This window comes from Variovorax sp. MPBD4-3 (assembly GCF_058809745.1).
Genome location: NZ_JBXASW010000071.1, coordinates 1 through 12615 on the forward strand (window position 1 = coordinate 1; position 12615 = coordinate 12615).

The following is a 12615-nucleotide window of genomic DNA, read 5'->3' on the forward strand; positions in this document are numbered from 1 at the left end:
ACCGGGTGCTCCCCGCAGCGAAATAAAGGAGGAGGGGCGCAGCCCCGGGGGACATTCGCGGAGGGGAGTACCCGGTGCCATTCGCACGCACCACCGGACCAAAACCCGAAGGCACAAAAAATGGCAAGAAACATCGAGATCAAGGCCCGCATCGACAGCATCGAACGCGTGGCAGCCATCGCCGAAACGCTGGCCGACAAGGGCCCCACAGAGATCGCACAGGACGACACCTTCTTCCGCTGCAACGACAGCGCCGACCGCCTCAAGCTGCGCACCTTCGCGCCCGACCGCGCCGAGCTGATCTTCTACCGCCGCGCCAACAGCGCGGGCCCCAAGGAATCGTTCTACATGATCACGCCCTGCACCACGCCCGACGTGCTGCGCGAATCGCTCACGCTCGCGTGGGGCCAGGCGGGGCGCGTGCGCAAGCAGCGCCGGCTGTTCATCGTGGGCCGCACGCGCGTGCACCTGGACCGCGTCGAAGGCCTGGGCGAATTCCTCGAGCTCGAAGTGGTGCTGGAAGAGGGCGAGTCCGCCGAAGCCGGCATCGCGCAGGCGCATGCGCTCATGGCGCGACTGGGCGTGGGCACCGACCAGCTGGTGCAGGGCGCCTACGTCGATCTTCTGAACAACGCCGCCTGATCAGCGCCAGCCCGCGGCCTTCAGCTGGTCCGCCAGCAGCTGCGCGACCTTTTCATAGCCTCGTGCATTGGCATGGATGCGGTCGGAGCGCAGCGATGCATCCGACAGCACGCTCGAATACACATCGGCGAGCAGCAGCGCCTGCCCCGACTTCGCCACCTCTTCATAGAACGGCGCATCGCTGAGCGAGCCGACGAACGCGCGCACCGCGTCGGGCGCCGGCGTGGCCAGCACCGCGACATGCGGCGTGTGCGCGCGTGCCTGTTCGATCAGCGCCGCCAGGTTGTCGCGCGTGGCCGTGGCCGACACACCGCGCAGCATGTCGTTGCCGCCGATGCCGATCAGGATCGCGTCGTAGCTCGAGCCATTCAGCAGCCCTGGCAGCCGCTGCAGCGCGCCCGCCGAGGTGTCTCCGTTGACGCCCTCGTTGTCGATCTGCCAGCCCGTGATCTCGCCCAGCTTCACGGGCCATGACGCGTCGGTCGGCGCGCCGTAGCCGAAGGTCAGGCTGTCGCCCAGCGCCAGCACGCGGGCGCCTGGCTTCAATGCGTTGGAGGATGCCTTGCGCTTGCCGCAGGCAGCCAGTGCTGCCACGGCGGGCACGCCGGCCAGCAGGTGGAGGAGGTGTCTTCGCTTCATGCTGCGCGCAGCTTAATCGCCGCCGCGAGCTGCCGTGGCGCTTGCCCCTTTTCTCGGAAAGCGCATAAGCCTCCCCGTTTTTGTTCGTTCCCCGGCGAAGGGGGCAGGCGAAGAATCGCGGCCCTGCATCTTCATTCGTCATCACCGACCGGGGCCCGACACCATGCCGCTGCTTTCCCGCCACCGCTTCCTGCGCCATGTGGCCGTTCTTTCCGCTGCCCTGCTGGCCGCGCCGCTCGCGGCCCTGGCCGCGCCCGCCACGGGCGATCCCGTCTGGTTCGGCGTGAGCGGTCCGCTCACCGGGCAGAACGCGCAGTACGGCGCGCAGTGGAAGGCCGGCTTCGACCTTGCGCTGGAGCACATCAATGCGCAGGGCGGCATCCATGGACGTCCGCTGGCCTACAGCTTCGAGGACAGCCAGAGCGATCCGCGCCAGTCGGTGGCCATCGCGCAGAAGCTGGTGAACGACAAGCGCGTGCTCATCGAGCTCGGCGACTTCTCCAGCCCGGCCTCGATGGCGGCATCCCCCATCTACCAGCGCGCGGGCCTGGTGCAGCTCGGCTTCACCAACTCGCACCCCGACTTCACCAAGGGCGGCGACTACATCTGGAGTCCTTCCATCAGCCAGGCCGACGCGCAGCCGCTGCTGGCCGAACTCGCGGTGAAGACGCTGGGCTTCAAGCGCATCGCGGTGCTCTACCTCAACACCGACTGGGGCCGCACCAGCAAGGACGTGCTCGTGAAGGCCGCGCAGGAACGCGGCGCGCAGGTCGCCATCGCCGAGGGCTACCAGCCCGACGAGAAAGACTTCCGCTCGACGCTGGTGCGCGTGCGCGACGCCAACCCCGACGGGCTGGTGCTCATCTCCTACTACCCCGACGGCGCGCTCATCGCGGGCCAGGTACGCAGCGTGGGGCTCAGGCAGCCCATCGCCGCGGTGGGCTCGGTGTATTCGCCGAAGTTCATCGAGCTGGGCGGCGCGGCGGTGAACGGCATCTTCACCAACACCGCTTTCTATCCGGACGAGCCGCGCACCGAGGTGCAGGACTTCGTGAAGAGCTTTCGCGCCAGGTACGGCAAGGAGCCCGACGCGTTCAATGCCTACGCCTACGACGCCGTGGTGTACGCCGCCGCCGCGCTGCGCCAGGCCGGCGCGAATGCCGATCGCAAGGCCGTGCGCGACGCGTTCTACAAGATCAAGGACGTGCCGAGCGTGATCTTCGGCAAGGCCAGCTTCGATGCGCAGACGCGGCGGATCATCGGCGTGAAGAGCGTGAATCTTGTCGTGAAGGACGGCAAGTGGGCGCAGCTGGACGAGAAGGCAGCGCTTGCCGCGGCCAGGTAGCCGATGAGCTTCACCTCCTTCTTCGACTACACGGTCAACGGCCTGATCATCGGCAACATCTACGCGTTGCTGGCGGTCGGGCTCGCGTTGATCTTCGGTGTCTCGCACCTCATCAACTTCGCGCACGGCTCGGTGTACACGGTGGGCGCGTACATCGGCTGGGCGTCGATCACCTACCTGCATACGCCGCTGCCCGTGACCATCATGCTGGTGGTGCTGGGCTCCGGCGCGCTCGGCATGCTGATCGAGCGCGTGGGCCTGCGGCCGCTGCAGGGCGCGGCTCGCATTGCGCCGCTGCTGGCCACCATCGGCATCAGCTTCGTGCTCGACATCCTCGTGCAGCTGGTGTTCAGCCCCGACCCGCGCTCGCTGCCCACGCAGCTGCCCGACTGGCGGCTGCAGATCGGCACCGGCACCATCGGCGCGCTCGACATCCTCATTGCGGGCATCGGTCTCGCGAGCGCGGCCGTGCTGTTCGTCTTCCTGCGTTTCACGAAGCTCGGCTGGGCCGTGCGCGCCACCGCGCAAGACCGCGACGCGGCGCAGCAGATGGGCGTGGACGTCGACCGCGTGAACCAGACCGTGTTCGCCATCGCCGCGGCGCTGAGCGGGCTCTCGGGCCTGCTGGTGGGCATGTACTACAACAACATCAGCCCGGCGATGAGCTTCCAGGCCACGCTCAAGGGCGTGGTCGCCACCGTGGTCGGCGGCGTGGGCAACGTGCCGGGGGCCATCGTCGGCAGCCTGCTGCTGGGGTTGATCGAAAGCTATGGCGTGGCCATCCTCGGCACGCCGTACCGCAACCTCTTCGCCTTCGCGCTGCTGCTGGTCATCCTGGTGTGGAAGCCGAACGGCCTGTTCGGGCGCAAGCGCGCGCTGCCGCCCGAGCCGCTGACCGGCACCTTCATCGCGCCGAGCAAGCCGTGGCACATACCGCGCCGCGTGCTCGCCGCGGTGTTCGCGGCGGCCGTCGCATTGCCGCTCTTCGATCCTTCGCCGTACCTGCTGCAGACGCTGACCAACGCATGGCTCTACGGCGCGCTCGCGCTGAGCCTCACCTTGGTGGCCGGCACCATCGGGCAGATCTCGCTCGGCCATGCGGGGCTGCTGGCCATCGGCGCGTATGCGTCGTCGCTGCTGGTGCTCGACCTGCACCTGCCGGTAGGCACGGGCATCGTGCTCGCGGGCATCCTCACTTCGCTGATCGGCACCGCGCTCATCTTCCCGGCCTTCAGGCTGCGCGGCCACTACGTGTCGATTGCCACGCTGGGCATCGGCGAGATCGTGGCGCTCACCATCCTCAACTGGGAGAGCCTCACGCACGGGCCCATCGGCGTGTCGGGCATTCCGCCGCTGTCGCTGTTCGGGCGCGATGCTTCGTCGAACCAGGCCATCTACTGGGCTTCCTTCGGTGCGATGGTGCTTCTTGCGCTGCTGCAGTGGCGCCTGTTGCGTTCGCACCTGGGCCGCACCTTCCGCGCCGTGCGCGAAGACGAAGTGGCGGCGCGCGCCTACGGTGTGAGCCCCGACCGCTACAAGGCGCTGGCCTTCGGCTTCGGCGGCTTCGCGGCCGGCGTGAGCGGCGCCTTCACCGCGCACATGTATTCGTACATCAACCACGAGACCTTCGGCTCGCAGATATCGATCCTCGCGCTGACGATGGTGATCCTCGGCGGCCTCGGGAACATCAGCGGCGCGCTGCTGGGGGCGGTCGCGCTCGTGAGCCTGCCGGAGCTGTTCCGCGTGACGGCCGAGTACCGCATGCTGATCTACGGCGTCGCGCTGCTCCTGCTGATTCGTTTTCGCCCGCAAGGCCTGCTGGGCACTGTCTGAAAGAACACCACACCATGAGCCACCTGAACGACTACCTCGCCGAGAAACGCGCCGCCGTGCTCGCACGCAATGCCGCTGTCGAGGCCGGCACGGCGCAACCCGTGCAGCTCAAGGCCAGCGTGAAGGCCGAAGGCCGCAGCGGCGTGCGCCGCCTGCGCATCCGCGACCACCAGGTCATCAGCGACAGCCCGCCCGACTTCGCGGGCTACAACCTCGGCCCCAGTTCGCCTGAGCTGCAGCTGGGCGTGCTGGGCACCTGCGTCACGCACATCTTCCTGATCCAGGCGGCCGAACGCCAAGTACCGCTCGAAAGCCTCGAGGTGGAAGTGACCGGCATCATCGATCCGCGCGGCGGCAAGCCGGGCCATGAAAAGACGCCCATCTGGCCGCACGAGATCGGCTACACGGTGCACATCGATTCGCCCGCGAGCCGCGAAGACATCGACGCGCTGTTCGAAGCGGTCGAACGCAACTGCCCGATCCTGAACCTGCTGCGCAACCCGCAGGCCATCCGCGCCGAGGTAAAGCTCGTCAACTCCAAGGCGAAGGCCGCCGATGCCGTCGCTGCTTGAGATACGCGGCCTGGTGCGCCGCTTCGGCGGCCTCACCGCCGTCGATGCCGTCGACCTGCATGTGGGCGAGGGCGAACTGCTGAGCGTGATCGGCCCGAACGGCGCGGGCAAGACCACGCTGTTCAACCTGGTGACCGGCCTCGACAGGCCCGATGAAGGCCGGGTGCTGTTCGACGGTGAAGACATCACCGGCCTGCCCGCGCAGCAGCTCGCGCAGCGCGGCCTGGCGCGCACCTTCCAGCATGGGCGTGTGTTCGCGAACCTCTCTGTGCTCGACAACGTGCTGGTCGGTGCGCACACACGGCTGCGTGCCGTGAAACCGCGCGCGGGCGGCGTGCCGGGCCTGGGCGCATTGGCCGAGCTTGCGCTGGCGCTGGTGCAGCCCGCCGCCGTGCGCCGCGAGGAAGACGCGTTGCGCGAAGAAGCACGCGAGATCATCGCGCTCTTCGGCGAACGGCTGGCGCCGCGCATCGACCATCCGGCCTACAGCCTCTCTTATGCCAACCGCCGCCGTGTGGAGATTGCGCGCGCGCTCGCGCTTCGGCCGCGCCTGCTGCTGCTCGACGAGCCCACCGCCGGCATGAACGAGAGCGAGACCGCCGAGATGCTGGAGATCATTCGCAGCCTCAAGGCGCGGGGCCAGGCCATCCTGCTGATCGAGCACAAGCTCGACCTCGTGATGCAGCTCTCCGACCGTGTCGCCGTGCTCGACGACGGCCGCAAGATCGCCGAAGGGCTACCCGGTGAAGTGCGCAACGACCTGGCGGTGATCGAGGCGTATCTCGGCCATCGCCATGTGGGTGCCGCAGAGGCGGTGCCCGCATGATCGCCACCGTCGCACGCACGGGCCTCTCGCCTTCGCCCCTCTGGGGAGGAGATGGCCGCGGCGAAGAGGGGCTGCCGGAGCGCACCGCCGCGCCGGCTCCAGGCGAATCGAACAAGCCGCTGCTCCAGCTGAAGAAGGTCAACAGCTTCTACGGCCCGGTGCAGGCCCATTTCGACCTCGACATCGAGGTGCGCAAAGGCCAGATCGTCAGCCTGCTCGGCGGCAATGCCAGCGGCAAGTCGACCACGATGAAGATCGTGCTCGGGCTGCTCAAGCCGCGCTCGGGCGAAGTCAATTTCAACGGGGCCTCCACGCTCGGGCTGAGCACGCCGCAGATCATCCGCAAGGGCATCGGCTCGGTGCCCGAAGCGCGCAGGCTGTTCCCCGCGATGACCGTGCGCGAGAACCTGCTGATGGGCGCCTATGCGCGCAACGACCGCAAGGCCGTGGCCGAAGACCTCGAACGCATGCTCGAGCTGTTCCCGCGCGTGGCCGAGCGCATCGAGTTCCAGGCCGGCACATTGTCGGGCGGCGAACAGCAGATGGTGGCGATGGCGCGCGCGCTCATGGGCCGCCCCAGCCTCATCTGCATGGACGAGCCGACCATGGGCCTGTCGCCGCTGTACGTCGACAAGGTGCTGGAGCTCATCGCGCGCATCAACGCACAGGGCGTGTCGGTGTTCATGGTCGAGCAGAACGCGAGCCTCGCGCTGCAGATCGCGCACCACGGCTACGTGCTGCAGACCGGGCGCATCGTGCTCTCGGGCCCGGCGAAAGAGCTGCTGGCCGACGCGCGCATACGCGATGCCTACCTTGGCGGCGACGGCGCGGCGCGCACCGCCTCCTGATCCAGCGAAAGCTCCCAAAGAGAACCCACACATGCCATTGAAACTCGACCACATCGTCATTGCGGTGCACGACCTCGAACGCACCATCGCCGACTACGGCGCGCTCGGCTTCCACGTGCTGCGCGGCGGCGACCATCCGGGCCGTGCCACGCACAACGCGCTGGTGGTTTTCGGCGACGGCAGCTACTTCGAGCTGATCGCATGGCGCGAACCTTCGCCCGGCGAACGCTGGTGGCAGCTGCTGCAGAAGCACGGCGAGGGCATCGTCGACTTCGCGCTGCTGCCGCGCGACACCGCGGCCACGGTCGCCGATGCGAAGGCACGCGGCCTGCTGCTCGAAGGCCCGCTCGACGGTGGCCGTGTGCGGCCCGACGGCGAGCGCCTGCGCTGGCAGACAGCGCGTGCGCCCTCGGCCGACCTGCCTTTCCTGTGCGGCGACCTCACGCCGCGCGCGTTGCGCGTGCCCGAGGGCGAGGTGCGCGTGCATGCGAACGGCGCGCTCGGCGTGGCGAGCCTGGCCGTTGCGGTGCGCGACCTCGATGCGACGCTGGCGCGCTACCGCGCCTTGCTGGGCACTGACGCTGAAGATGCTGGCACGCACATCGGCAACCCCGTGGCGCTGCCGGGCAGCAACGTGCGCGTGGCGGTCATCGTGCTGGGCGGCAGCGTGCTGGTGCTGTCGTCCCCACGCGAGAACGCGGCACACGCGGGTGAAGGCAGCGACACGCTCACGCAGCGCATTGCCGCGCGTGGAGAAGGGCCTTACGCGCTGTTGCTGCACACAGACCGGCCGCAATCGACCGGCGCCTTCGATCTTGCCCGCACTCATGGCGCATTGATCGAACTCGACCTTCCGCCGCCGGACCGCGTGAAGGACAAGGCCCCGCGCGGATACCAGCGCTTACCTGATTTCACCTGACTGCGACCTGAAGCGGTCGTTGCGGACACATGCGGGGCACACAATGGACTCGTCTCATCAACGCATGGAGGATTCCAGATGAACATCAAGTCAAAGAGCATGGCCGTTGCCGCAGCGGCACTGGCAATGTGCATGGCCGCCGGCAGCGCCGTCGCGCAGGATCGACGCTTCGACGGCCGTCCCGGCCCTGGCGACGGACGCTTCGAGCAGCGTGGTCCCAACTTCGATCACCGTGGCCCCAATTTCGATCACCGTGGCGGCCCGCCGGGCTATCGCGGCAACCAGGACTTCCGTGACGGCCGCCAGTTCGATCGCCGCGGCTTCCCCCAACCGCACGCCGAATGGCGCCGTGGTGGCCGCGTGCCGCCGGAGTACCGTGGCCGCAACTACGTGGTGCAGGACTGGCGTGCCTACCGGCTGCAGCAGCCGCCCCGTGGATACCAGTGGGTGGGCGTGGGCGGAGACTTCGTGCTCGCGGCCATTGCCACCGGCGTGATCGCGAACATCATCGCAGGCCAGTAAACAGACGCTGTTTCGGCCATTGGGCGAAACAGCACTGCAGATACGACGCCGCAGGCCGCAAGGCTTGCGGCGTTTTTTTCAGACCAGCGCGGTAGGTGCCGATTGGGCGCAGACGTTGCGGCCCGTGATGGTCAGGCGCAGCCCGCCGCCGTGCCATTCGAGCCAGTTGAGGCTCACGTACGCATCGATGTCGGCGTCGTCGATGCGGTCGGCCTGGCGGCTCTGCAGCAATTCGACCGTGGCGGGCAGGGCCCGTCTGAGCCGTTCGCGCCGCTCCGCGGCATCGGCGGCCTTGAGGGCGGCCCTTGTTTGCTGTTGCTGCTGCTGCGGGGTCGATGCCATTGCTGATCCGTTTCCAGGAAGCCAGGGAATTAACCCGAATGTACGCCGCCTGTGTGAAGCTGCATTCTTCTTTTTTAACCTTTCTGTCGTCCCCGGTACACACCCCCCAAACGCCACTGGACAGGCTCTAGATTTCGTAGTGCGAGGCTTTGGCCTCGTCTCCCAGGGCTTTTTCGACCACCGCCCGCGTCAGCGTGGGCGCGAACGATTCGATGAAGGCATACACGTACTTGCGCAGGTAGGTGCCCCGCCGTACAGCGAGCTTGGTGAGGTTGATGCCGAAGAGCCGCCCCGCGTCGAGCGCGCGCAACTGGGTGTCGCGCTCGGCCTCGTAGGCCACGCCGGCGACGATGCCCACGCCCAGGCCCAGTTGCACGTAGGTCTTGATGACGTCGGCATCCATCGCGGCCAGCACGATGTTGGGCTCCAGCCCGCGCTGCTCGAAGGCCTCGTCGATGCGCGAGCGGCCGGTGAAGCCGGTGTCGTAGGTGATGAGCGGATAGCGCGTGAGCGCATCGAGCGTGAGCGGCGCGTCGAGCAGCGGATGCCCCGGCGGCACGATCACCGAGTGCGTCCAGCGGTAGCAGGGCAGGGCGACCAGTTGCGGATAGTCGCCCAGCGCCTCGGTGGCGATGCCCACGTCGGCCTCGCCGTCGAGCAGCATCTGCGCGATCTGCTTGGGCGAGCCCTGGTGCAGGTGCAGCTTCACGTTCGGGAACTGCGCGCGGAATTCCTGCACTGCCACCGGCATCGCGTAGCGCGCCTGGGAGTGCGTGGCCGCCACCGACAGCAGCCCGCTTTGCTGCGCGATGAATTCCTGGCCCGCGTGCTTGAGGTTGCTGCTCTCCATCAGCATGCGCTCGATGATCGGCAGCACATGCCCGCCGGGCTCGGTGAGGCCGGTAAGCCGCTTGCCGGCGCGCACGAACAGCTCGATGCCGAGTTCTTCCTCGAGCTCGCGGATCTGCCGGCTCACGCCGGGCTGCGAAGTGTGAAGGGTGTGGGCGACTTCGGTCAGGTTGAAGCCGCAACGAACGGCCTCGCGTACCGAGCGCAGTTGTTGGAAGTTCATCTGGCGCGCAAGAGTGTCGGGGGCCCCGGTTGGAGCCGACCGGAGATTCTCGGCAGAACTGCTTATTCGGGGAACGATGCGTTTGTTGGTTTCACATGAGCAAAACATCTTTAAGGCTCCCAGCGCTGCTTCGAGGGGCCCGGCTTGAGTTTTCGCACGGCTGTGCTAAAGTTTGCCGCATGGACGCCAAGACCCAGAAAAGCGAACTCACCCGCGCCGCCATCGTCGGCGCTGCGATGAACCTTGCGCTGGCCGAAGGCCTGGAAGCGATCACGCTGCAGGCCGTGGCCAGCAGGCTGGGCCTGTCGAAGAGCGGTGTGTTCTCGCGCGTGGGGTCGCGCGAGGCGCTGCAGAAGGCCGTCATCGAGGAATACGGCCGCGGCTTCCTGGCCGACGTGTTCGTGCCCGCCATGCAGAAGCCCAAGGGCCTGCCACGGCTCGAAGAGATCGTGGCGCGCTGGATCGCCCGCACCCGCGACGTCGAAATGCACACCGGCTGCCTCTACATGGCCGGCGCCTTCGAGTTCGACGACCGCGAAGGCGAGCTGCGCGACGTGCTGTTCGACGAGATCACGCGCTGGCGCGCCGCGCTGCGCCGCACCGTGCTGCAGGCTGTCGAGACCGGCGAAATCAAGGCCGACACCGACCCCGCGCAGCTCGTGAGCGAGCTCAACGGCGTGATGATGACCCAGCTGCACGACGCGCGCTTCCTGCGCGACCCGCAGGCCGCCGACCGCGCCACGCACTCCTGGCGGCGCATTCTTTCCAGCTACAGCGCCTGAGCCGCTCAAGACGCAGGCGGATTCCCCACGTCCTCATTTGCCAATATTTCGCACAGCCGTGCGATAAAAAGGAGAAGCACCATGCTGATCATTACCCTCGTCCTCGCCGCCTATGCGCTCGTCACCGGTGCCCGCTGTGTGCGCGACACCCTGCGCAGCCTGCCCCGCAGCAACCGTGACTGGGTCTGGTACTGACCCCCGCAGCCGAAGGAGCTCCCGCCATGACAGGCACTTCCACAACCTCCGCCGCCGGCCATGCCGCGCAGTCGAACTACTACCGGCCGGGACGCGTGATGCGCACGCTGCGCTTCGGCCTGACCACGTCGCAACGGCTGTGGCCCGCGCTGGGTGTGCGCGCCGCTTACCGCCTCTTCGGCACGCCGCTGCCGCCCAAGTGGCTGTACCGGGCGCAGGGGCCGGGTGCAGAGTGGCGGCGCGAGGGCTGGGCTTTCGAGGACGCGAGCGTCGGGATCTATCACCTGGCCGCGCAGGACTCGGGTGCCGAGTCGGCGCCCGTGGTGCTGCTGGCGCACGGCTGGGGCGGCCATGCGGGGCAGATGCTGCCGCTCGCGCAGGCCGTGGCCGATGCCGGCCTGCGGCCCGTGCTGCTCGAGCTGCCGGCGCACGGCCGCAGCGCCGGCACGATGAGCAACTCGCCGCAGTTCGCGCGGGCCATTGCGTATGTCGCGGCGCGGCTCGCGGCCGACGGCCATGCGCTGCGCGCGGCCGTCGCGCATTCGCTGGGTGCCAACGGCCTTGCGCTCGCGGCGTCGCGGGGCTTGCCGGCAGATCGGCTCGTGCTGCTAGCGCCGCCCGCATCGCCACGCGAATACACGCGCTATTTCGCGCACACCTTCGGGCTCAGCGAAACCACGCGCCTGGCGATGCAGCGGCTGTTCGAGGCGCGCGAAGGCGTCCTGATGCCCCAGCTGGAACCCGCCGCCGTGGGGCCGCGCATCTCGCAGCGCACGTTGATCGTGCACGACAGGGACGACCGCGTGAACCGCTTTGCCGACGCCGAGGCCTACCGCGATGCGATCGGCCGCGCGCAGTTGATGGAAACGCAGGGCTGGGGCCATCGCCGCATCCTCAAGGAGGCGGAGGTGCTGGCGCGGGTCGCACGTTTCGTGACGGCGCCCGATTGAAGGCGGCGTGCTACCAGGCCGGGTGGACCGGCGTGAACACCGGCCTGAACAGGTGTCGCCGCACGATCTCCCCGTAGCCCCGGTAGTAGAAGTTGCCGTTCGCCTGCAGCACCGCCGCGCGGTGCTTGCGGAAGTACACCGGGATCTCGTACCAGGGCATGGTCGGCGCGCGGTGGTGCACGTGGTGCAGGTTGTTGAAGAGGTACAGCAGCCCGAACACGAGGTTCGACTCCACGATGGCCACGCGCTCGTGCGGCGTGTCGGCCCAGCGGTGTTCGGTGAAGGTGCGCAGCGAGCCCAGCATCATGCCGGGATACACGAAGTACAGCAGGTACTCGCCCAGGCCCATGCCGCAGACCGCGGTCACGCAGTACAGCACCGGCGCCACGCTCAGTGCATGCCAGCCCCATGTCGGCAGCCTCGAGAAATTGCCCGACAGCACCTGGCCCGTTTCGAAGCCGACCAGCTTCCAGAGCCGGAGAAACGGCCCCAGCACCACGCGGAAGGCGATCGTCTGGTTCGCCATGTAGATGCACCGCCACGCCGGCCCGTAGGCCGCCCACGCGGGTGCCGAGTGGTAGGCGCTTTCGTTGTCGCGCTCGGGGTGCGTGAGGTGGTAGTTGACGTGGTGCGAGCTGTGCCCGCGGTTGTAGAACGGGTAGGGCAGCCACAGGTTCAGCGGCGGCCACACCACCGCATGGCGGAGCCACCGGGGCAGGTGGCGCATCGCGTGGATGCTCTCGTGCTGCAGCGAGGAATGCAGCTGCGCGAGAAAGCCCCCGGCCACGAACAGGGCCCAGCCCGGCAGCGCCGCGTGCCACCACAGCAGCGCGGCCCAGGCAACGTACAGCGCGGCGGCCAGCAGCAGCGTGGGCACTTCGTAGTGCCACCACCAGTGGCGGCGCACGGGTGTGGTCCTGGCGGGGTTCGGTACGGCAGTCGAAGTCATGGTGGGAAGGACTGCGATGCTAGGTAGCAAGCGGCGTCTTGCATGCGCGCTTTTCGCATAAGCATGGTCGCGAAACTTCGTTCCGCGCGGCCGGGGGCGAGGCCTAAGCTAGAGCGCTTTCTCCGCGCTCCCGCGTGCGTTGGCGTCACTCGTGAAGCGGGCTGGTAATCAACCGAGCT

The 12615-nt window shown here is 68.1% G+C and carries 14 protein-coding genes; 10 read left to right on the plus strand and 4 right to left on the minus strand.

The window, feature by feature from the left end:
- Positions 1–120 precede the first annotated feature (120 nt).
- Complete coding sequence (locus tag AC1RVW_RS26830; protein ID WP_493203634.1) at positions 121–642, plus strand: class IV adenylate cyclase; 522 nt, start codon at positions 121–123, stop codon at positions 640–642.
- On the opposite strand, the gene AC1RVW_RS26835 is transcribed toward AC1RVW_RS26830, so the two are convergent.
- Positions 643–1281: a GDSL-type esterase/lipase family protein gene (locus AC1RVW_RS26835; protein ID WP_493203635.1), complete on the minus strand. Its 639-nt coding sequence runs from the start codon at positions 1279–1281 to the stop codon at positions 643–645.
- 163 nt (positions 1282–1444) lie between these two features.
- Between AC1RVW_RS26835 and AC1RVW_RS26840 the strand changes: the two genes are divergently transcribed.
- The 7 genes from AC1RVW_RS26840 (at position 1445) to AC1RVW_RS26870 (ending at position 8146) form a co-directional block, all read left to right on the plus strand.
- Positions 1445–2626, plus strand: a complete 1182-nt coding sequence (locus AC1RVW_RS26840) for an ABC transporter substrate-binding protein (RefSeq protein ID WP_106936252.1) — start codon at positions 1445–1447, stop codon at positions 2624–2626.
- A 3-nt stretch (positions 2627–2629) separates the two neighbouring features.
- Positions 2630–4459, plus strand: coding sequence for an ABC transporter permease (locus AC1RVW_RS26845; protein ID WP_493203636.1), 1830 nt, complete (start codon positions 2630–2632; stop codon positions 4457–4459).
- A gap of 14 nt (positions 4460–4473) precedes the next feature.
- Positions 4474–5031, plus strand: coding sequence for an OsmC family protein (locus AC1RVW_RS26850; protein WP_493203637.1), 558 nt, complete (start codon positions 4474–4476; stop codon positions 5029–5031).
- Entirely contained in the window at positions 5015–5857 is an 843-nt protein-coding gene (locus AC1RVW_RS26855) for an ABC transporter ATP-binding protein (RefSeq protein ID WP_493203638.1), read from the plus strand. Before AC1RVW_RS26850 ends, AC1RVW_RS26855 begins: the two co-directional genes overlap by 17 nt.
- On the plus strand, positions 5854–6705 hold the full coding sequence (locus AC1RVW_RS26860) for an ABC transporter ATP-binding protein (RefSeq protein WP_493203639.1): 852 nt from the start codon (positions 5854–5856) through the stop codon (positions 6703–6705). Before AC1RVW_RS26855 ends, AC1RVW_RS26860 begins: the two co-directional genes overlap by 4 nt.
- A 31-nt stretch (positions 6706–6736) precedes the next feature.
- A complete protein-coding gene (locus AC1RVW_RS26865) occupies positions 6737–7624 on the plus strand; it encodes a VOC family protein (protein WP_493203640.1) in 888 nt (295 codons plus the stop codon).
- A gap of 78 nt (positions 7625–7702) precedes the next feature.
- Positions 7703–8146 carry an RcnB family protein gene (locus AC1RVW_RS26870; RefSeq protein WP_081269720.1) on the plus strand — a complete coding sequence of 148 codons (444 nt, stop codon included), beginning with the start codon at positions 7703–7705 and terminating at the stop codon, positions 8144–8146.
- Between the two features lie 78 nt (positions 8147–8224).
- Here AC1RVW_RS26870 and AC1RVW_RS26875 read toward each other — a convergent pair whose 3' ends face one another.
- Both AC1RVW_RS26875 and AC1RVW_RS26880 read right to left on the minus strand, forming a co-directional pair.
- Positions 8225–8488, minus strand: a complete 264-nt coding sequence (locus AC1RVW_RS26875; protein WP_081269719.1) for a hypothetical protein — start codon at positions 8486–8488, stop codon at positions 8225–8227.
- 127 nt (positions 8489–8615) lie between these two features.
- Positions 8616–9560, minus strand: a complete 945-nt coding sequence (locus tag AC1RVW_RS26880) for a CysB family HTH-type transcriptional regulator (RefSeq protein ID WP_081269718.1) — start codon at positions 9558–9560, stop codon at positions 8616–8618.
- A 179-nt stretch (positions 9561–9739) separates the two neighbouring features.
- On the opposite strand from AC1RVW_RS26880, the gene AC1RVW_RS26885 reads away from it, so the two are divergent.
- Both AC1RVW_RS26885 and AC1RVW_RS26890 read left to right on the plus strand, forming a co-directional pair.
- Positions 9740–10342, plus strand: coding sequence for a TetR/AcrR family transcriptional regulator (locus AC1RVW_RS26885; protein ID WP_493203641.1), 603 nt, complete (start codon positions 9740–9742; stop codon positions 10340–10342).
- Between the two features lie 221 nt (positions 10343–10563).
- Positions 10564–11487, plus strand: a complete 924-nt coding sequence (locus AC1RVW_RS26890; RefSeq protein WP_493203642.1) for an alpha/beta hydrolase — start codon at positions 10564–10566, stop codon at positions 11485–11487.
- 10 nt (positions 11488–11497) lie between these two features.
- On the opposite strand, the gene AC1RVW_RS26895 is transcribed toward AC1RVW_RS26890, so the two are convergent.
- The gene (locus AC1RVW_RS26895) at positions 11498–12436 is read right to left on the minus strand and encodes a fatty acid desaturase (protein WP_285413771.1); all 939 of its coding nucleotides are present in this window, start codon (positions 12434–12436) and stop codon (positions 11498–11500) included.
- Between the last annotated feature and the right edge of the window lie 179 nt (positions 12437–12615).

Coding starts and splice junctions, on each gene's coding strand:
- AC1RVW_RS26880 (WP_081269718.1), bottom strand. CDS start 9,560: ATGAACTTCCAACAACTGCGCTCGGTACGCGAGGCCGTTCGTTGCGGC.
- AC1RVW_RS26830 (WP_493203634.1), top strand. CDS start 121: ATGGCAAGAAACATCGAGATCAAGGCCCGCATCGACAGCATCGAACGC.
- AC1RVW_RS26850 (WP_493203637.1), top strand. CDS start 4,474: ATGAGCCACCTGAACGACTACCTCGCCGAGAAACGCGCCGCCGTGCTC.
- AC1RVW_RS26855 (WP_493203638.1), top strand. CDS start 5,015: ATGCCGTCGCTGCTTGAGATACGCGGCCTGGTGCGCCGCTTCGGCGGC.
- AC1RVW_RS26895 (WP_285413771.1), bottom strand. CDS start 12,436: ATGACTTCGACTGCCGTACCGAACCCCGCCAGGACCACACCCGTGCGC.
- AC1RVW_RS26890 (WP_493203642.1), top strand. CDS start 10,564: ATGACAGGCACTTCCACAACCTCCGCCGCCGGCCATGCCGCGCAGTCG.
- AC1RVW_RS26860 (WP_493203639.1), top strand. CDS start 5,854: ATGATCGCCACCGTCGCACGCACGGGCCTCTCGCCTTCGCCCCTCTGG.
- AC1RVW_RS26840 (WP_106936252.1), top strand. CDS start 1,445: ATGCCGCTGCTTTCCCGCCACCGCTTCCTGCGCCATGTGGCCGTTCTT.
- AC1RVW_RS26835 (WP_493203635.1), bottom strand. CDS start 1,281: ATGAAGCGAAGACACCTCCTCCACCTGCTGGCCGGCGTGCCCGCCGTG.
- AC1RVW_RS26870 (WP_081269720.1), top strand. CDS start 7,703: ATGAACATCAAGTCAAAGAGCATGGCCGTTGCCGCAGCGGCACTGGCA.
- AC1RVW_RS26845 (WP_493203636.1), top strand. CDS start 2,630: ATGAGCTTCACCTCCTTCTTCGACTACACGGTCAACGGCCTGATCATC.
- AC1RVW_RS26865 (WP_493203640.1), top strand. CDS start 6,737: ATGCCATTGAAACTCGACCACATCGTCATTGCGGTGCACGACCTCGAA.
- AC1RVW_RS26875 (WP_081269719.1), bottom strand. CDS start 8,488: ATGGCATCGACCCCGCAGCAGCAGCAACAGCAAACAAGGGCCGCCCTC.
- AC1RVW_RS26885 (WP_493203641.1), top strand. CDS start 9,740: ATGGACGCCAAGACCCAGAAAAGCGAACTCACCCGCGCCGCCATCGTC.